The organism is Bradyrhizobium sp. SZCCHNPS1003 (assembly GCF_032381555.1).
Taxonomy (GTDB): domain Bacteria; phylum Pseudomonadota; class Alphaproteobacteria; order Rhizobiales; family Xanthobacteraceae; genus Bradyrhizobium.
On sequence record NZ_JAUHIU010000017.1, the window covers coordinates 13,157 to 30,591 of the forward strand.

Annotated in this window: 17 protein-coding genes; 3 read left to right on the forward strand and 14 right to left on the reverse strand. The window is 64.8% G+C overall.

The features are described 5' to 3' along the window. Window positions 1–3 precede the first annotated feature (3 nt). From QX126_RS25490 to rpoZ, 10 genes are all read right to left on the reverse strand, one after another. Window positions 4–1,752 carry a phospholipase D-like domain-containing protein gene (locus QX126_RS25490; RefSeq protein WP_315740250.1) on the reverse strand — a complete coding sequence of 583 codons (1,749 nt, stop codon included), beginning with the start codon at window positions 1,750–1,752 and terminating at the stop codon, window positions 4–6. A gap of 294 nt (window positions 1,753–2,046) precedes the next feature. Next, complete coding sequence (gene recO / locus QX126_RS25495; RefSeq protein ID WP_315784462.1) at window positions 2,047–2,787, reverse strand: DNA repair protein RecO; 741 nt, start codon at window positions 2,785–2,787, stop codon at window positions 2,047–2,049. Window positions 2,788–2,932: 145 nt separating this feature from the next. After that, the gene (locus tag QX126_RS25500) at window positions 2,933–3,313 is read right to left on the reverse strand and encodes a hypothetical protein (RefSeq protein ID WP_315740252.1); all 381 of its coding nucleotides are present in this window, start codon (window positions 3,311–3,313) and stop codon (window positions 2,933–2,935) included. A 2-nt stretch (window positions 3,314–3,315) separates the two neighbouring features. Continuing rightward, window positions 3,316–4,242, reverse strand: a complete 927-nt coding sequence (era, locus tag QX126_RS25505) for a GTPase Era (protein WP_315784464.1) — start codon at window positions 4,240–4,242, stop codon at window positions 3,316–3,318. Then, complete coding sequence (gene rnc, locus QX126_RS25510) at window positions 4,232–5,299, reverse strand: ribonuclease III (protein ID WP_315775190.1); 1,068 nt, start codon at window positions 5,297–5,299, stop codon at window positions 4,232–4,234. Before rnc ends, era begins: the two co-directional genes overlap by 11 nt. After that, window positions 5,296–6,057 carry a signal peptidase I gene (gene lepB, locus QX126_RS25515; RefSeq protein ID WP_315740255.1) on the reverse strand — a complete coding sequence of 254 codons (762 nt, stop codon included), beginning with the start codon at window positions 6,055–6,057 and terminating at the stop codon, window positions 5,296–5,298. Before lepB ends, rnc begins: the two co-directional genes overlap by 4 nt. A 285-nt stretch (window positions 6,058–6,342) precedes the next feature. Continuing rightward, a complete protein-coding gene (acpS, locus tag QX126_RS25520; protein ID WP_315758597.1) occupies window positions 6,343–6,762 on the reverse strand; it encodes a holo-ACP synthase in 420 nt (139 codons plus the stop codon). Then, window positions 6,759–7,541 carry a pyridoxine 5'-phosphate synthase gene (locus QX126_RS25525; protein ID WP_315740257.1) on the reverse strand — a complete coding sequence of 261 codons (783 nt, stop codon included), beginning with the start codon at window positions 7,539–7,541 and terminating at the stop codon, window positions 6,759–6,761. Before QX126_RS25525 ends, acpS begins: the two co-directional genes overlap by 4 nt. A gap of 81 nt (window positions 7,542–7,622) precedes the next feature. After that, entirely contained in the window at window positions 7,623–9,923 is a 2,301-nt protein-coding gene (locus QX126_RS25530) for a bifunctional (p)ppGpp synthetase/guanosine-3',5'-bis(diphosphate) 3'-pyrophosphohydrolase (protein WP_315784467.1), read from the reverse strand. Window positions 9,924–10,092: 169 nt separating this feature from the next. Next, window positions 10,093–10,485 (reverse strand): DNA-directed RNA polymerase subunit omega, encoded by a 393-nt coding sequence (gene rpoZ, locus QX126_RS25535; protein WP_006612728.1) that lies wholly within the window; start codon window positions 10,483–10,485, stop codon window positions 10,093–10,095. Window positions 10,486–10,832: 347 nt separating this feature from the next. On the opposite strand from rpoZ, the gene QX126_RS25540 reads away from it, so the two are divergent. Next, entirely contained in the window at window positions 10,833–11,483 is a 651-nt protein-coding gene (locus QX126_RS25540) for an NYN domain-containing protein (RefSeq protein ID WP_315740259.1), read from the forward strand. Then, entirely contained in the window at window positions 11,464–12,150 is a 687-nt protein-coding gene (locus QX126_RS25545) for a uracil-DNA glycosylase (RefSeq protein ID WP_315784469.1), read from the forward strand. The genes QX126_RS25540 and QX126_RS25545 overlap by 20 nt, the downstream gene beginning before the upstream one ends. 17 nt (window positions 12,151–12,167) lie before the next feature. Here the strand turns inward: QX126_RS25545 and QX126_RS25550 are convergent, their stop codons facing one another. From QX126_RS25550 to dapA, 4 genes are all read right to left on the reverse strand, one after another. Then, complete coding sequence (locus QX126_RS25550) at window positions 12,168–12,752, reverse strand: peroxiredoxin (RefSeq protein ID WP_315784471.1); 585 nt, start codon at window positions 12,750–12,752, stop codon at window positions 12,168–12,170. A 51-nt stretch (window positions 12,753–12,803) separates the two neighbouring features. Next, window positions 12,804–13,277, reverse strand: coding sequence for an SsrA-binding protein SmpB (smpB, locus tag QX126_RS25555; protein ID WP_315711387.1), 474 nt, complete (start codon window positions 13,275–13,277; stop codon window positions 12,804–12,806). Next, complete coding sequence (mscL, locus tag QX126_RS25560) at window positions 13,277–13,693, reverse strand: large conductance mechanosensitive channel protein MscL (RefSeq protein ID WP_315740262.1); 417 nt, start codon at window positions 13,691–13,693, stop codon at window positions 13,277–13,279. The genes smpB and mscL overlap by 1 nt, the downstream gene beginning before the upstream one ends. A 67-nt stretch (window positions 13,694–13,760) precedes the next feature. Next, window positions 13,761–14,651 (reverse strand): 4-hydroxy-tetrahydrodipicolinate synthase, encoded by an 891-nt coding sequence (gene dapA, locus QX126_RS25565; RefSeq protein WP_315740263.1) that lies wholly within the window; start codon window positions 14,649–14,651, stop codon window positions 13,761–13,763. Window positions 14,652–14,961: 310 nt separating this feature from the next. Between dapA and QX126_RS25570 the strand changes: the two genes are divergently transcribed. Further along, complete coding sequence (locus QX126_RS25570) at window positions 14,962–17,313, forward strand: lytic transglycosylase domain-containing protein (protein WP_315784473.1); 2,352 nt, start codon at window positions 14,962–14,964, stop codon at window positions 17,311–17,313. The last annotated feature ends 122 nt before the right edge of the window (window positions 17,314–17,435 follow it).

Sequence of the window (17,435 nt, forward strand, 5' to 3'; positions counted from 1 at the left end):
TATCTAGGACGAGAACAGCAATCGATCGCGTTCGGCCTGCGACCCCTCGACATAGAAGCGCTCGAACCAGGCCGGCTTGCCGGACAATGCGGTCGGCTTGCGCAGCGTGATCGCGGCAGGCGCGGATGCAGCGCGCTGCCGCTCGGACTTGCCGTGGAACGCGTCGCGCATCCGGTTGCGAAACTGCAGGTGATCGAACACGCGGGTGGCCTCGATCGCATAGGACGTGGCGATCTTTCGGTCCTCGATCATGATGAGATGGTCGCCGTTGCCCTTCTCGCCGCTCGGCGAGAAGTTGCTCGATCCGGTGAACACTTTCGCGGTCGGCAGGCTGAAATCGGTCACCAGGAACTTGTGATGGATGTTACGGCCCTTGCCGCCGGACCATTCGCTGCGGAACGGCTCCGGCGCCTTGCTCGCGAGATAGGCGAAATCGACGAGACCGATCGAGCCGTCGGGCTTGCGCAGCTCCAGGGCGCCGCGCTTGTCGACGGTACCGTAGCTGAAGATCGGCCGCTCCATCACGCGGTCGAACGCCTCCTTGGTCGGACCGTCACCGAGCTGGCTCAGAAATGCGACCGAGTAGAACACCGACGAGGTGGCCTGATCGATCGCGGCCCGGATCGGATTGAGCGAGAGATCAGTGGCCTGATGCGGTGAGAAGCAGAGCTGTACGGTCGGCTTTCCCTCGGTGTGGACGGCGTGCCACTTCTTGGAAAAATCATTCGTCCGGAAGGCCGAGGGGTCCTCGAAGGCGATGTCGAACATCTCGCCGAACAGCCCGGCGACATCAGGCGAATGAAAAACCAGCATGTTGTTGGCCTGAATATAGAGGCCGCGGAAGGTGAAATTGGTCGAGCCGCACAGCACCTTCTCGGGCTTGCCGTTGCGGCGCGTGATCAGGACCTTGTTGTGCTGGAGATTGCTGAAATGCGTGCGCAGCACGGCAGCACCCGCCTGCTTGAAGCGCTTGGCGCTGCGCGATTCCGCGCTGCCGGGCAGCTTGTGGCTGTTATCCTTGGCGTTGGAGTCGTCGATGATCGCGCGCAGCCGCGGGCCGAACTGCTCCAGCAGACCGATCACGTCGGGCTCATTGAGGTCATAGGCCATCACGTCGAGCGTGAGCCCGGGATCCGCCAGGGCTTCTTTCAAGAAGCCGAACAGGAGGTCGTAGGCCTCGAACCCCAGCCACTCGTAGACGCTGTCGCCGGCCTCGTTGGCGAGGTCGAGCTTCTCGAAGCTCGGCCCGTCGCGGCTCTCGACGGGGATGATCTCGGCATTGTTGCCGAACTGATCGCGATAGGCCTGAGACGAGGCGAAGTTGCGGGTGAAACCGATGTCGATGAGGCCATCATAGGTCACGGCGCTCTGCGTGATGTCGAGCGAGAGGCTGGTCCCTGCCACGAGCGTGCCGTCGTTGCGCATGTGCTGCTTGGCGACGCGATACGTATAGACTCCGTCCTTGGGCCGGTAAGGAAAATGGATCCAGCGGAATTTCTGGAACGGCGCCTCGGTCGACGGGAAATTCCGGTTGCCGTCGACCTCCGCGCCGGCCCCGGCCGGATAGGAAAACGCGATCCTGTTGCGCAACTGGGAAAAATCCCGCGCGCCCGGCGACTTCACCTCGATCGAGAATCCGACCAGATCGGGTTCGGGCTCGGCGACGTCGAAGCCGATCATCGTCATGCGCTCTCCACGCCACAGCTTGGACGTGAACCCGTTGCTGGATTTGCTGTTCTCGAAATCGCTCATGATCGAAATGCCCCACGGTGATGAAAAAAGGCGCGCACGAAACGCATCTCGCCGAAGGACTACAATCTTCGCCATGAGCCGCGGACGACGCAACCTCAAAATGATGCGAAACTTGTCATCAACCAGGATTGTTGCATGATCCTACGTCGGTCATGTGAAGGCGGATGTGAATGACGTCACAGTCGGAGACGGTATCCGGATCAGCTTTGCCGTGATGCCGGCGCGTGTGTCGTCAGTCTCGACGTTGGCGAACAAGCGCGAGGGCACATGACGACGAGCGTTGAAAACCGAGCCCTATCGCGGGGCGGGCCTAGCCCGCGTCACGGCGTTGATGAAGCCCTCGCGGGCGTCGGAATGCCCCTGCCCGCGCGGCTCCAACACGTGACGCAGCAGGAACAGGCCGGTCAGCCGGAAACCGTCGAGAAGATCCTGCTGCGACCAGCCATGGCCCTGCTCGCTCTCGCGCAGGAAGGGCGGCAACGGCAGCAGCCGGTCGGCCCATGGCGCGCCGGCCGTGCGCGACACCGCGCCGCCCGACTTCGGGGATACGTAGATCAGGTCCGAGGTCTCACCGGTCGCAGCGCAGGAGTCGAGATCGAGCCCGAAGCCGAGTTCGGCGAGGATCGCCAGCTCGAAGCGTACGATGTGGACGGCGGCGCCGCCCGCATCCTCGAAATCATCGAGCGCATGTTCGAGCCGCAGATACATCTCCTCGTGCGGATCGCGCTCCGGCAACAGCCGGGCCAGCGAGGCAAGATGCGTCACGCCGTAGGCGCCGTGTTGCGCGGAGATCAGCCCCGCCGCCCGCAAGGTCAGCGCGTCGATGGCGTACATGCCGAGATGCTCGTCGAGCCGCGCGCGCCAGATCGCGCGCACCGTGTTGCCCGGTTGCAGCACCGGGCGCATGCGCTTGCCGCTGGCCCCGCGCACGAGACCGAGATGCCGGCCATGCTCGCGGGTCAGCAACTCGACGACGGCCGAGGATTCGCCGTGCCGCCGCACGCCCAGCACGATGCCATCGTCGGTCCATTCCATGAAGCGAGCGGTCCCTCGGCAAACACCGTGATTGCGAGCGAAGCGAAAGCATCCAGCACAGCGCAAGACGTCCGGATCGCGTCACGCGCGAGGCGTCGCGCGCGGTCGCAAATTCCGCATGATCGGCGACATCAGCCCAGCCGTGTCACGCGTTGAACCAGCCGCGCGCATCGCCCGTGAACGAGTAGTACAATCCCATCGTCGTCAGCGCGCAGGAGATGACCTCGATGCCGGCATCGAGCGTCATGCCCTTCTGACCAATCACCTGCACCAGGGAGATGTCGGACAGCACCAGCGCCGCCAGCAGCACCCAGCGCGGCCAGTTCTTGCGGCGCTGCGCCGCCAGATAGACGAAATAGAACAGCAGCAGGATGACCACCCCGTTGAGCACGGTCTGCGCGGTGATCATGTCCTCGGTCATGTCGAAGGTCGGCGTCCGATCCGAGACGGCAACAGACAACGCATCCAGCATCAGCGAGATGTAGAGCAGCACTTCGAACCACAACACGTTGCGCGGCACGCTCATTGTCATTCCCTGGGGAACTCGAGCCCCATTTCCCGGTAGCGGTCGGGATCGTCGCCCCAGTTCTCGCGGACCTTCACGAACAGGAACAGGTGCACCGGCACACCGGTGATCTCTGAGATTTCCTTGCGCGACTGCGCGCCGATCGACTTGATCGTCGCGCCGCCCTTGCCGAGCACGATCTTGCGCTGGCTGTCCCGCTCCACGAAGATCGTCTGCTCGATCCGGATCGAACCGTCCTTGCGCTCGGTCCAGCTGTCGGTCTCGACGGTGGACTGATACGGCAGCTCCTGATGCAGATGCGAATAGATCTTCTCGCGGGTGATCTCGGCCGCGAGGTGCCGCATCGGCGCGTCCGACATCTGGTCCTCGGGATAGTGGAACGGACCGGGAGGCACCATCTCCGCCAAGGCCCGCCTGAGATCGTCGACTCCGTCGCCCGAGATCGCCGAGATCATGAAGGTGCGCGCGAAGGACAGCTTCTCGTTGGCAGCCGCGACCAGCGCCAGCAGCTTCTCGCGCGGCACCAGGTCGACCTTGTTGACCACCAGGATCTTCTCGTGCGCGACCGCGGCCGCCTTGTCGATGATGGACCGCGCCTCGTCGTCGATGCCCTTCTTGGCATCGAGCAGCACGCAGACGACATCGGCATCATGCGCCCCGCTCCAGGCCGTCGTGACCATGGCGCGGTCCAGCCTGCGCTTCGGCGCGAAAATTCCGGGGGTGTCGACCAGAATGATCTGAGACGCGCCTTCGATGACGATGCCGCGGATCAGCGCTCGCGTCGTCTGCACCTTGCGCGAGACGATCGTGACCTTGGAGCCGACCAGCGCGTTGACGAGCGTCGATTTGCCGACGTTGGGCGCGCCGATCAGCGCAACGAAACCGCAGCGGGTCTGGACAGCCGGCACTGATTGCTGTTCAGCCGTCATTGCTGCCGCCGCTGACGCCTTCGCGCTCGATCATGACCGATGCCGCCACCTTTTCTGCCGCCCGCTTGGAGCCACCGACGCCTTCAGCGGGCTCCAGGCCCGGCAGATCGACGGCGACGCGGAACTGCGGATCGTGATGCGGGCCGGTGCGCTCGACCTCCCGGTACACCGGGGTCGGCAGGCCCTTGCCCTGGGCCCATTCCTGCAGCACCGTCTTCGGATCGCGCAGCGGGCGCCGCGGCTTGTGCATGCGCTCGGTCCAGTTGCGCTCGACGAATCCAGCGGCGGCCGCGTAGCCACCGTCGAGGAAGATCGCGCCGATCACCGCCTCGCAGACGTCGCCCAGCACCGACTTGCGCAACCGCGCCCCGGCGCCGGCGCCGACCGCGCCGAGCTTGATGTCGTCGAGCAGGCCGAGCGACTTGGCAACGTCGGCGCAGCTCTCCTTGCGCACGAGATCGGCCAGCCGCTTCGACAATTCGCCCTCGTCGGCGCTCGGAAACGAGCGGTACAGCATGTCGGACACGATCAGGCCGAGCACGTGGTCGCCGAGGAATTCGAGCCGCTGATAGCTGTCGCCACGCTTCTTGGACGACTTCAGCGCCGAGACGTGGGTGAAGGCGGTGCTGAGCAGTGACGGATCGGCGAAGTGATGACCGATGCGCGCCTCGATCGCGGCATTGGCGGCCTTGTCCGCGGCCTTGGCGCCCTTGGCCGCGCCGGTTCCCGCGCTTTTGGTGCGGCGACTGCCCTTCGCCTTGCTGCGCGGCTTGCCGTCGGGATCGGTCTCGGCAACAAGCTGGGCCGTGTCCGCCGCGTCCGGGCTCGCGATCGCCGATTCGGACTCGACGGTCTTCGTATCCGCCTTGAAGCTCGGCTTCGGATCGGTCTTGGAATCGGTCTTCGACTCGATCTTGGGCTCGCTCTTCTGCTCAGGCTTGATCTCGGACTTCGGCCGGGACGCGGCCTTGGGCGTCGCCTCCAGCGCACCCGTGCCGGGTTGCGGGCTCGATGCGGCAGCCTGCGTCGTCTGGATTTCGGGTGAGTCGTCGATCATCGGACGAATTTGAAGATTCGATTCCAGCGCACCGATACCGGCCAGCGCCAGAACGCCCAGGCATGCTCGCCTTCGGCAATGGAAAAGAAGATCAGCTGCGCGCGGCCGACGATGTTCTCGAACGGCACGTAGCCGACCTGGCTGAGGAAGCGGCTGTCGGTCGAGTTGTCGCGGTTGTCGCCCATCATGAAGAAGTTGCCGGCCGGCACGGTATACACCGCGGTGTTGTCGACATAGCCGTTGTCGACGCAGTCGAGCGTCTCGTAGCTGACGCCGTTCGGCAGGGTCTCCTTCCAGCGCTTGACGCGCGCGGTCGAGTCGGGCTGCCCGCAGGGATCCTCGCCGATGAAATCGGAGAGCCGCTCGCGCTGCACCGGCTTGTCGTTGACGTAGAGCAGCCCTTCGCGCACCTGGATGCGGTCGCCAGGCAGGCCGATCACGCGCTTGATGTAGTCGGTGGTGTCGTCCTTGGGCAGACGAAACACGACGATGTCGCCGCGGCTCGGCTCCGAGCCGAACATGCGGCCCGAGAACAGCGGCGGCGACAGCGGAATCGAGTAGTGGCTATAGCCGTACGAATATTTCGATACGAACAGATAGTCGCCGACCAGCAGGGTCGCCTTCATCGATCCGGAGGGGATGTTGAACGGCTGGAATAGGAAGGTGCGGATCACCAGCGCAATCAGTAGCGCATGAACGACGACGCGAACGGTTTCACCGAGGCCGCTCTCAGTCTTGGTTCCGGAGGTCACGCTCATCGCTCTTTCAATGTCCCTTGGCGAATGGTCCGACGATTCGCCAGCCGTTGCCGAACACCCCTCCGCCCGCGAACACCATACCGTTCCGCGGCTTAAGGGAGTCTGTCCTGATTCTGGTGGTTAAGGCCAACTCCGGTTTGACCCAGAATCCGCCCGTGATGCAGCCGGTTCAATCCGGCGGGTTTTAGACGACTGCGCGGGGCCGCGCAATCAATCGCCGTATCAAAACTATATAACTCACTGGAATCAATCGCATTTTTGTTTTTCCTGCGGGGCGGCCGCCCATCAGGATGTCTCGCGGCGCACCGCCGAAATTATGACGAAGGCTTGCGCCAGCGGCCAGTCGTCGGTGATCGACAGGTCGATGCGGGCCTCGTGGCCCTCAGGCGTCAGCGCCTTGAGCCGTTCGGCCGCGCCACCCGTAAGCTGCATGGTCGGCCTGCCCCCGGGCAGATTCACCACCCCCATGTCACGCCACCACACCCCGTGACGGATTCCGGTGCCGAGCGCCTTGGCGCAGGCCTCCTTGGCGGCGAATCGCTTGGCGTAGGTGGCGATCACCATCTTCTCGTTCTTGGCCCGCCGCTCGGCCTTGGCGCGCTCGGCCGCGGTGAAGATGCGGTTCAGGAAGCGCTCGCCATGGCGCCCGATGACCTCGCCGACCCGGCGGATGTCGATCAGGTCGGAGCCGATGCCGATGATCATGCTGATGTCCCCAGCCGCGCGCGGCCGCGATCCATCGCCGCGCGCATGGTCCGCACCGACTGGGGCAAACCCACGAACAGCGCCTCGCCCATCATGAAGTAGCCGATGTTGAGCTCGACGATCTCCGGCAGGGTCGCGATCCGCTCGGCGGTGGCATAGTCGAGCCCGTGTCCGGCATGGACCTCGAGCCCGGCCGCATAGGCCAGCCGGGCGCCGGTCACGATCCGCTCCCACTCGGCAGCCGCCTTGTCATCATGGCCGTCGGTGATGGCATCGCACCAGCCGCCGGTGTGGATCTCGATCACGGGCGCGCGCAACCGGGCCGCCATCTCGATCTGCGCCGGGTCGGCGGCGATGAACAGCGAGACCCGGATGCCGGCATCGCTCAGCCGGGCGATCGCCGGTGCCAGCGCCTTGTGCTGGCCGACCACGTCGAGGCCGCCCTCCGTGGTCAGCTCCTCGCGCCGCTCCGGCACCAGACAGCAGGCGTGCGGCCGCGTCGCGAGCGCGATCCGCACCATCTCCTCGGTGGCCGCCATCTCGAAATTCAGCGGCTTGGAGATCTCGGCCTTCAGCCGCGCCATGTCGTCGTCGCGGATGTGCCGGCGGTCCTCGCGCAGATGCGCCGTGATGCCGTCGGCCCCGGCCTCGATCGCGAGCAGCGCGGCGCGCACCGGATCGGGGCTACGGCCGCCGCGGGCATTTCGCAAGGTGGCGATGTGATCGACGTTGACGCCGAGGCGCAGCTTCGGAGGATGTGACTTAGACGGATCGGACATGGGCCGGCTCGCAGGACTTTCGAGTAGACTACGGCTTGTTTAGCGCATCCCGGAGCAGAACGCCGCTGCCATCCCCGCAGATTAGCCATTCACCCGGTCGACCCGCGCCACGATGGTCTTGGCGCGCAACTGGTTGATGATCGCCGAGAGATGCTTGAGGTCATAGACCTCGAGATCGATCGTGAGTTCGGTGAAATCAGGCGAGCGGCGGCTCATGCTGATGTTGTCGATGTTGCCGTCGTGCTCGGCGATCACGGTCGCGACCTGGGCGAGGCTGCCGGGCTCGTTGACGTTCTCGACGCGAATGCGCGCCGGGAAGCGCTGCGGGGAGGTCTCGTCGACATCCCAGCGCACGTCGAGCCAGCGCTCCGGCTCCTCCTCGAAATCCTTCAGCGCCGGCGACTGGATCGGATAGATCGTGATCCCCTCGCCCGGCGTCACGATGCCGACGATGCGGTCGCCCGGCACGGCGCCACCGTTCGGCGCGAACTTCACCGGCAGGCCGGAATTGAGCCCGCTGATCGGGATCGCAAACGGGCCGCGGTGGGGCTCGGCCGCAGGCGCAGCAGCCTTGGCTGCCGGCGCGGCGGCCGTCTTCTTGGCGCCGTAGCGCACGACGCGCTCTTCCTTGTAGTCCGGATACATCGCACGCGCGACGTCGGAGGCCTTGATCTCGCCACGTCCGACCGCCGCCATCACGTCGTCGATCGAGGCGCGGGCCAGGCGCGGCAACGCCCCTTTCAGCTTGTCGTCGGCATATTCGAGCTTGGTGCGCTCGAACAGACGCTCGACGATGCGGCGGCCGAGCCCGGCATATTGATCGCGCACGGCGGTGCGGGTGGCGCGCCGGATCGCCGCGCGGGCCTTGCCGGTGACGGCGAGCGTCTCCCAGGCCGAGGGCGGCGCCGACTGCGCGTCCGAGGTCAGGACCTCGACCTCGTCGCCGTTCTGCAGCTCCGACGACAGCGCGGCGAACTTGCCGTTGATCTTGCAGCCGACCGCGCTGTTGCCGACGTCGGTATGCACGGCATAGGCGAAGTCGATCACGTTTGCGTGGCGCGGCAGCGCGATCAGCTTTCCCTTCGGCGTGAAGCAGAACACCTGATCGTGAAACAGCTCCAGCTTGGTGTGCTCGAGGAACTCCTCCGGATTTGCGCTCTCCGAGAGGATGCCGATGGTGTGGCGCAGCCACGCGAATGCGTTCGATTCGCGTTTGAGCCGTTCGGTCGGCGAGCCGATGTCGTCCTTGTAGAAGGCATGGGCGGCGATGCCGAGCTCGGCGATCTGATCCATGTCCTCGGTGCGGATCTGCAGCTCGACGCGCTGCTTGCCCGGGCCGATCACGGTTGTGTGTATCGAGCGATAGTCGTTCTGCTTCGGCGTCGAGATGTAGTCCTTGAAACGGCCCGGCACGACCGGCCAGGTCGTATGCACGATACCGAGCGCACGATAGCAGGATTCGAGATCCGGCATGATCACGCGGAAGCCGAAGATGTCGGAGAGCTGCTCGAACCCGATCGATTTGCGCTCCATCTTGGTCCAGATCGAGAACGGCCGTTTGCGGCGGCCAAACACCCGGGCCGTCAGGCCATGGTCGCGAAACTTGCGCGCCAGCTGGCTCTCGATTTCGCCGATCAGATTGCGGTTGCGCTCCGCCAGCGCATCGAGCCGCTGCATCACCACGCTGTAGGCCTGCGGGTCGAGCGTCCGGAACGAGAGATCCTCGAGTTCCTCGCGCATCTCCTGCATGCCCATCCGGCCCGCCAGCGGCGCATAGATGTCGAGCGTTTCCTCGGCGATGCGCCGGCGCGACGTCTCGGGCACGAATTCGAGCGTACGCATGTTGTGCAAGCGATCCGCGAGCTTGACCAGCAGGACACGCACGTCGTCGGCGATGGCGAGCAGCAGCTTGCGCAGGTTCTCGGCCTGCTTGGCCTCGCGCGAGACCAATTCGAGCCGCTTCAGCTTGGTCAGTCCCTCGACCAGAGCGCCGATCTCGGGCCCGAAGAAGCGGTCGATCTCGGCGCGGGTCGCCTCGGTGTCCTCGATCGTGTCGTGCAGCAGCGCCGCGACGATGGTCGCGTCATCCAGCTTCAGGTCGGTCAAAATGGCCGCGACCTCGAGCGGATGCGTAAAATACGGGTCGCCGGACGCGCGGGTCTGCGACCCATGCGCCTTCATGGCGTACACATAGGCGCGGTTGAGGAGATCCTCGTTCGTATCCGGATTGTAGGAGCGGACCCGTTCCACCAGATCGTACTGCCGCATCATGCGGGAGCGCGGCTTCTGCGGCCGCGGCCGCTCAGCCGGCGGCGGAGGCGCCAACGCGGCCGATTCGGCCGCCGCCTGCATCTGCTGAGGAATGTGGCCCGAAACCACCATGGAAAATGACTAAACCTTTATCTTCGTGACCAAATCTGCCGGACGGCAGGCGCTGGCCGCAGCCCTATGGTAATCACGGAATCACGTTCAAATGCAAAGGCCCGGACGCGGTCCGGGCCTTCACAATCTCACAAGTGAACTGGAGCGCGCGCTGACGGCGACGAGGCCGTCACTCGTCCTCTTCGGGCTGCTCTTCCGGCGGAGCGAGGCCCTCGAGGCCCTTCAGCAGTTCTTCCTCGGTCATGCGCTCGACGGCGACCTCGGTGTCGTCGGCATCGACGCTGGCACCGGCCGAGCCGATCAGCGGCACCGTGTCCGGCTCCGGCTCGTCGACCTCGACGAACTTCTGCAGCGAATGAACCAGTTCTTCCTTCAGATCCTCGGGAGAAATGGTCGAATCCGCAATTTCGCGGAGTGCGACGACGGGATTCTTGTCATTATCTCTATCGATTGTAAGTTGTGATCCCGACGAGATCATGCGCGCGCGATGCGCGGCCAGAAGGACCAGGTCGAACCGGTTGTCGACTTTATCGATACAATCTTCCACAGTGACGCGCGCCATTGTCGCTCCGGTCCTTTGTGTGCTTAATATGCTGATTATGCTGGGCTAGTTATAGAGGCTGGCCGGTTTTCGCAAGGCTAAACTGGCGTCAGGTTTCGGTAAGGGGCAAGGTGTACCGAATTCGGCAACCTTGACTGGCGCTCCGTCCAGACCCGCGGAATTCGGGCGTTGGACAAGAAAACGCTTCATTACGTCGTCACAAGTGCGCCTTTGTTGCCCCGATCACTCCCGTTTGCGGTAACCTCACACCAGATGGACCGCCGACGCCTTGGCAGTATCTTGAAATGGAATGCGCGACCGACTGGAGTCGCGCCAAAAATAGAATCTAACTGAACGCGAGACACTGAATGTCATCTTCGACCAACAAGATTGCGCTCTTCATTGACGGCGCCAACCTATACGCCACGGCCAAGACGCTCGGCTTCGACATCGACTACAAGCGCCTGCTCAAGGAATTTCAGAGCCGCGGCACGCTGCTCCGCGCGTTCTATTACACCGCGATCATCGAGGATCAGGAGTATTCGTCGATTCGACCCTTGATCGACTGGCTCGACTACAACGGCTATACGGTCGTCACCAAGGCGACCAAGGAATTCATCGACGCCAGCGGCCGCCGCAAGGTCAAGGGCAACATGGACATCGAGCTCGCCGTGGATGCGATGGAACTCGCCGAGCATATCGACCAGATGGTGCTGTTCTCGGGCGACGGCGACTTCCGCTCGCTGGTCGAAGCGATGCAGCGTCGCGGCGTTCGCGTCACCGTGATCTCGACCATCTCCAGCCAGCCGCCGATGATCGCCGATGAGCTGCGCCGCCAGGCCGACGTCTTCACCGACCTCATGGAGTTGCAGTCCAAGCTCGGCCGCGACCCGTCGGAGCGCCCCGCCCCGCGCGAGCCGCGCCACCATTCCCCGCAATTCCTCCAGCGCAGCACGACCGCACCGGCCGCACGCACCACCACGACCACCCCCACCACCGATGACGATTTCGACGACTAGGCGGCGGACGGACGCCACATCTGCGCCATCCACCCCGTCCTCGACCAATCCCGATCGAGACTGTCCGCTGTGCCCTCGCCTCGTGGAGTTCCGCGAGGCGCAGCGCGCGCGTGAGCCGTCGTGGTTCAACGCGCCGGTGCCGTCGTTCGGTGATCCCGATGCGCGGCTCCTGATCGTCGGGCTCGCGCCGGGGCTGCAAGGCGCCAATCGGACCGGGCGTCCCTTCACGGGCGACTACGCCGGCGAGCTGCTCTATGGGACGCTGCTGCATTACGGATTTGCGAAAGGCCGGTTCGAAGCCCGCCCCGACGACGGGCTGACGCTGGTGGACTGTCGAATCAGCAACGCGGTGCGCTGCGTGCCGCCGCAGAACAAGCCGCTGCCGGCCGAGATCAACCAGTGCCGGAGCTTCCTCGGCGCCACCATCGCCGCGATGCCGCGGCTGCGCAGCATCGTCGCGCTCGGCCGCATCTCCCACGACACGCTGCTGAAGCTGCTGGGCTTGCGCGCGGTCGCGGCGCCCTTCGGCCATGGCGCCGTGCACCAGGCCGGCAGGATCAGGCTGTACGACAGCTATCACTGCTCACGCTACAACACGAACACCGGCGTGCTCACGACCGAGATGTTCCACGCCGTGTTCGCGCGCGTAAAGGCGGAGCTGGATTAGTTCGGCGCACCCCACCCTCACGCGGCAGATGCGCGGTTGTCCTTCAGCCACGCCAGCACGTCGCCCGCGTTCCTGTCCGGCGGAAACACCGGGTAGAACACATGGGTGATGCGCGCGGCGTCCACGATCATGGCAAGCCGCTTGATCATGGTCAGCCCGGCGATCTCCATGGTCGGCAACCGCAGCGCATTGGTGAGCTCGAGCTTCTCGTCCGACAGCACCGGAAACGGCAGGTGCAGGCGCGAGGCCATCTCGGTCTGATAGGCATTGCTCTGCGTCGACAGACCGAACACATGCACGGCGCCCGCTGATTTCAACTCGCCGAACAGGTCGCGGAAGCTGCAGGTCTGCGGCGTGCAGCCGCGCGCGCCCGGGATCATATCCCAGTCCTCGACCAGTGACACCTTGCCGGGTTCGCCGGTCCGTGGATAGGCGAACACCACGGTCCGTCCCGGCAGATCCGACAGCGTGACCAGCGTGTCGTCGGTGGCACGCAGCCCGATCGCGGGAATGATCGTCCCAACCAGATGATCGGCTGCGCCGTCGTCGGTCGGAGCCGGAATCCGGCTCCAGTCGACATCCAAGAGGTTCTTCTGATTCATCGGATGCTTTCCCAAGGCTCGGGCGTGGAGGAGCGCACGGCAAAGGTCTCGTTAGCCGCGGGCCCGCAGCAGCCTCCCCTTCTCGCGGCCCCAGTCGCGCTTCTTCTCGCTCTCGCGCTTGTCGTGCAGCTTCTTGCCCTTGGCGACGGCGAGCAGCAGCTTGGCGCGGCCGCGCTCGTTGAAATAGAGCTTCAGCGGGATCAGCGTCATGCCTTCGCGCTCGACCGCACCCATCAGCTTGTTGATCTGCTTGCGATGCAGCAGCAGCTTGCGCGGCCGCTTCGGCTCGTGATTGAAGCGGTTGGCCTGCAGATATTCGGGAATGTTGGCGTTGATCAGCCAGATCTCGCCGTTACGCGAATCCGCATAGGATTCCGCGATCGTCGACTTGCCGCCGCGGACCGACTTCACCTCGGTGCCGGTCAGCGCGATGCCGGCCTCGATGGTGTCCTCGATCGCGTAGTTGAACCGCGCCTTGCGATTCTCGGCGGCGACCGTGATCTTGGGTTCGTTCTTTTCAGCCATCAGGACTTTTTCAGGAGATCACGGATCTCGGTCAACAGCTCGACCTCGGCCGAAGGCTTCGCCGGCGCCGCGGGGGCTGCCGCTTCGTTCCGCTTCAACCTGTTTATCACACGGATGATCATGAACAGCACGAAAGCGATGATGAAGAAGTTCAGGGTCAAGGTCAGGAACTGTCCATAGGCCAGCACGGCACCCTGCTTCTTCGCGTCCGCAAGGTTGCCCGCATTGACCGTCTTGGACAGCGGGATGAAGTAGTTCGAAAAATCGAGGCCGCCGGTGATGGCGCCGATGATCGGCATGATGACATCGGCGACGAGCGAGGTGACGATGGCGCCGAAGGCCGCGCCGATGATGACGCCGACGGCGAGGTCGACGACGTTGCCCTTCATCGCGAATTCACGGAATTCCTTCAACATGCTCGCGTCCCCCTCAAACTTGCGAGAAATCCTCGCGACCTTCGCCGATCCCGAGCTCCCTCGGAACCTAGTTGATCAATCCGGCATGAACCATCGCCTCGCGCACCGCGACCCGGGTCGGCTCCGACACCGGCACCATCGGCAGCCGCAGCTTCTCCTCGATCTTGCCGAGCAGCGACAGCGCGTATTTCACCGGCGCCGGGTTGGACTCGATGAACAGATTGGTATGCAGCGGCATCAGCTTATCGTGGATCTTCAGCGCCGTTGCGACATCGCCCTTCTGCCAGGCCTGGTGGAATTCCGAGCACAGCCGCGGCGCGACGTTCGACGTGACGGAGATGCAGCCATGGCCGCCATGCGCCATGTAGCCGATGATCGTCGCATCCTCGCCCGAGAGCTGGTTGAACTCCTCGCCCATCGCGGCGCGCTGCTGCGACACCCGCACCATGCTCGCGGTAGCATCCTTCACGCCGGCGATGTTCTTCAGCTCGAACAGGCGCTTCATGGTGTCGACGGACATGTCGATCACCGAGCGCGGAGGAATATTGTAGATGATGATCGGAATGCCGATCGCATCGTTGATCGCCTTGAAGTGCTGATACAGGCCTTCCTGCGTCGGCTTGTTGTAATAGGGCGTCACCACCAGCACTGCGTCAGCCCCCGCCTTCTCGGCGTGCTGGGCGAGCTCGACCGCCTCCTTGGTCGAATTGGAGCCGGCGCCAGCGACGACGGGCACGCGTCCCCGGGCCTCGGCGATGCACCACTCGACCACCTGCTTATGCTCGTCATGGCTGAGCGTCGGGCTCTCGCCGGTCGTGCCGACCGGCACGAGGCCGTTGGTGCCCTCGTCGATCTGCCAGTTCACCAGGCTGCGAAAAGCGGCCTCGTCCACGGACCCGTTCTTGAAAGGAGTGACCAAGGCGGTGAAAGAACCCCGGAAATTCGTCTTGGCTGCCATGAAACTCCCTCCCAAACGCCGTTTGGCCCCTGTACGAGCCACTTCATACCGGGTCTGCCGACGAGGCGGAAGGCCCGCCCGCGGTTGGGCTGCCTTCTCAACAGGCACACGGATCGCTCGAATCGCATTGCCGAGGCCCGTGATCACCCTTCGCTGAAGCCCCACGGCCCGCACGCCGCCCTTCGGTCGTGATTTCGCCGCGGTGTTGGCGCAGGTTGCAATCCTTCCCGGTATATTTAGGATTTGTTCACCTTTTCGATAGACCCATGTTGGTCTGGGGATCGAAGTCATCCGCCGCAAAAGGAACGCCGTGCCCTTTTCTGCCCGCGCCACTGCATTGCGATCGACCGCCCTGTCGGTGTCACTCTCGGTGTCCTTGGCCGCCGGCCTGACACTCGGATGGGCTCTCGCCGGACATAGCGCTCTCGCCAAGGACCAGGCTGCTGGGTCCAAGGTTTCGGGATCCAAGGCTCCCGCGGCCAAGGTTCCGGTGCCGAAGGCGCGTCCGATCGCGCGCAGCGCGGTTCCGAAGACGAATACCCACGAGGCCGCCGGGACCAAGAGCGAGGTCGACGCGCGGGCCGAAGCGAAGGCCGAGGTCAAGAGCAGCCCCAAAGGCGCCGGCGAGACGGCGCGCGCGGCACCGAAGGACATCACCCCCGGCGCGGCGGCTGCGAGCCTGCCGGCCCGCCAGCATGCCGCCCTGCCCGTCTCCCGCAAGCCTGTGGTGCCGGCTGCGATCGCCGCGACGTCCTCGACCTCGCAATCCGACAAGGAGGCGCTCGAAAACGTGATCGAGCTCGTCCGCAAGCGCAAGCCCAGCGATGCCACCGAGGTCGTGCAGGCGATCTCGGATCCCGTGGCGCGCAAGCTCGCGGAGTGGGTGATCCTGCGCAGCGACAACAACAATGCCAGCGTGGAGCGCTACCGCGCGTTCATCGCCGCCAACCCGTCCTGGCCGTCGCAGACCTTCCTGCGGCGCCGGCTCGAGGCCGCGTTGTGGGACGACAAGCGCGACGATGCCGTGGTGTGGTCCTGGTTCGAGAACGAATCGCCGCTGTCGGCCAAGGGCAAGTTCGCGCTGGCCCGGGTGATGCTCAATCGCGGCGACCGCGCCAATGCCGAGCGCCTGGTGCGCGATGCCTGGCGCAACGACGCGATGTCCGAGGAGACCGAGAACAACATCCTGGACCAGTACGGTGCCCTGCTGTCCGGCGGCGATCACAAGGCGCGGATGGACACGCTGCTGTATGGCAGCGAGCACGAGGCCGCCATGCGCGCTGCCCGGCGGCTTGGCTCGGGCCACGTGGCGCTGGCAAAAGCGCGAATCGCGACCTACCGCAAAGCCTCCAATAGCCAGAGCCTGCTCGAAGCCGTGCCGCGCGAACTCCACGGCGATGCAGGCTATATCTTCAGCCGCATCCAACTGCTGCGGCGCGACGAAAAATTCGCCGAGGCGGCGCAGCTGATGCTGAACGCGCCCAAGGATCCCGGCCGCCTGCACAATCTGGACGAATGGTGGATCGAGCGCCGACTGCTGGCGCGAAAGATGATCGACACCGGCGAATATCGCAGCGCCTATCTGATCGCGCGGGATGCGGCGCTGCCGAACCGCGACATCTACAAGACCGAGCAGGAATTCACCGCCGGCTGGATCGCACTGCGTTTCCTCAACGATCCGGCCACCGCGACCCAGCACTTTGCGCGCATCGGCGTCGGCAGCGTCAATCCGACCACCCTGGCGCGGGCCGGCTATTGGCAGGGCCGCGCGGCAGAAGCGATGGGGCGCATGCAGGAGGCGCGCGCGGCCTATACGTCGGCCGCCGAGCAGTCCACGAGCTATTACGGACAGCTGGCGCGCGCGAAGCTCGGCCTGCCGCAGCTCGGCCTCAATGCGGCGCCGAGCGGCCGTGGACGCGGCGTCGAGCGGCTCGAGGTGGTGCGCGCGGTGCAGCTGCTCTACGAGCTCGACGAGGGCGAGGTCGCGATCCCGATCTTCGCTGACATGGGCGACAATGGCGACCCCGACGTGCTGGTCGGACTCGCGGAAATCGCCGCGCGAAACAGCGATGCGCGAGCGATGCTGCTGGTCGGCAAGGCCGCACTCAATCGCGGGCTGCCGTTCGACCATTACGCCTATCCGGTCACGGGCATTCCTGCGTTCCGCTCGCTGGGACCGGAGGTCGAGCCGAGCGTGGTCTTCTCGATCGCGCGCCAGGAGAGCGCCTTCAACCAGGCCGTGGTCTCGCCGGCACAGGCCTATGGGCTGATGCAGGTCACGCCGGATGCGGGTCGCTACGTCTGCAAGCGCGCGGGCGTCAGCTTCGATCTGAACCGGATGAAGACCGACCCGGTCTACAACGCGCAGCTCGGCGCCGCCGAGCTCGGCGGCCTGCTCGAGGACTATCGCGGATCGTACATCATGACCTTCGCGGCCTACAATGCCGGCCGCGGCAGCGTCAGAAAATGGGTCGAGCGCTATGGCGATCCGCGCGATCCCAAGGTCGATGCCGTCGACTGGGTCGAACTGATCCCCTTCTCGGAGACCCGCAACTACGTGCAGCGGGTGATGGAGAACCTGCAGGTCTATCGCGCCCGCTTCGGCGGCGGCTCGCGGCTGCAGATCGAGGCCGATCTGCGCCGCGGCGCGGTGGTGGAGTAGCGAGTAGCGAGTAGCGAGTAGCGAGTAGCGAGTAGCGAGTAGCGAGTAGCGAGTAGCGAGTAGCGAGTAGCGAAGCCTGGGCTCCGCTACGTCGTCAACCGCTATTCTCTACTCCCTATTCG

Coding starts and splice junctions, on each gene's coding strand:
- QX126_RS25490 (WP_315740250.1), bottom strand. CDS start 1,752: ATGAGCGATTTCGAGAACAGCAAATCCAGCAACGGGTTCACGTCCAAG.
- recO (WP_315784462.1), bottom strand. CDS start 2,787: ATGGAATGGACCGACGATGGCATCGTGCTGGGCGTGCGGCGGCACGGC.
- QX126_RS25500 (WP_315740252.1), bottom strand. CDS start 3,313: ATGAGCGTGCCGCGCAACGTGTTGTGGTTCGAAGTGCTGCTCTACATC.
- era (WP_315784464.1), bottom strand. CDS start 4,242: ATGACGGCTGAACAGCAATCAGTGCCGGCTGTCCAGACCCGCTGCGGT.
- rnc (WP_315775190.1), bottom strand. CDS start 5,299: ATGATCGACGACTCACCCGAAATCCAGACGACGCAGGCTGCCGCATCG.
- lepB (WP_315740255.1), bottom strand. CDS start 6,057: ATGAGCGTGACCTCCGGAACCAAGACTGAGAGCGGCCTCGGTGAAACC.
- acpS (WP_315758597.1), bottom strand. CDS start 6,762: ATGATCATCGGCATCGGCTCCGACCTGATCGACATCCGCCGGGTCGGC.
- QX126_RS25525 (WP_315740257.1), bottom strand. CDS start 7,541: ATGTCCGATCCGTCTAAGTCACATCCTCCGAAGCTGCGCCTCGGCGTC.
- QX126_RS25530 (WP_315784467.1), bottom strand. CDS start 9,923: ATGGTGGTTTCGGGCCACATTCCTCAGCAGATGCAGGCGGCGGCCGAA.
- rpoZ (WP_006612728.1), bottom strand. CDS start 10,485: ATGGCGCGCGTCACTGTGGAAGATTGTATCGATAAAGTCGACAACCGG.
- QX126_RS25540 (WP_315740259.1), top strand. CDS start 10,833: ATGTCATCTTCGACCAACAAGATTGCGCTCTTCATTGACGGCGCCAAC.
- QX126_RS25545 (WP_315784469.1), top strand. CDS start 11,464: ATGACGATTTCGACGACTAGGCGGCGGACGGACGCCACATCTGCGCCA.
- QX126_RS25550 (WP_315784471.1), bottom strand. CDS start 12,752: ATGAATCAGAAGAACCTCTTGGATGTCGACTGGAGCCGGATTCCGGCT.
- smpB (WP_315711387.1), bottom strand. CDS start 13,277: ATGGCTGAAAAGAACGAACCCAAGATCACGGTCGCCGCCGAGAATCGC.
- mscL (WP_315740262.1), bottom strand. CDS start 13,693: ATGTTGAAGGAATTCCGTGAATTCGCGATGAAGGGCAACGTCGTCGAC.
- dapA (WP_315740263.1), bottom strand. CDS start 14,651: ATGGCAGCCAAGACGAATTTCCGGGGTTCTTTCACCGCCTTGGTCACT.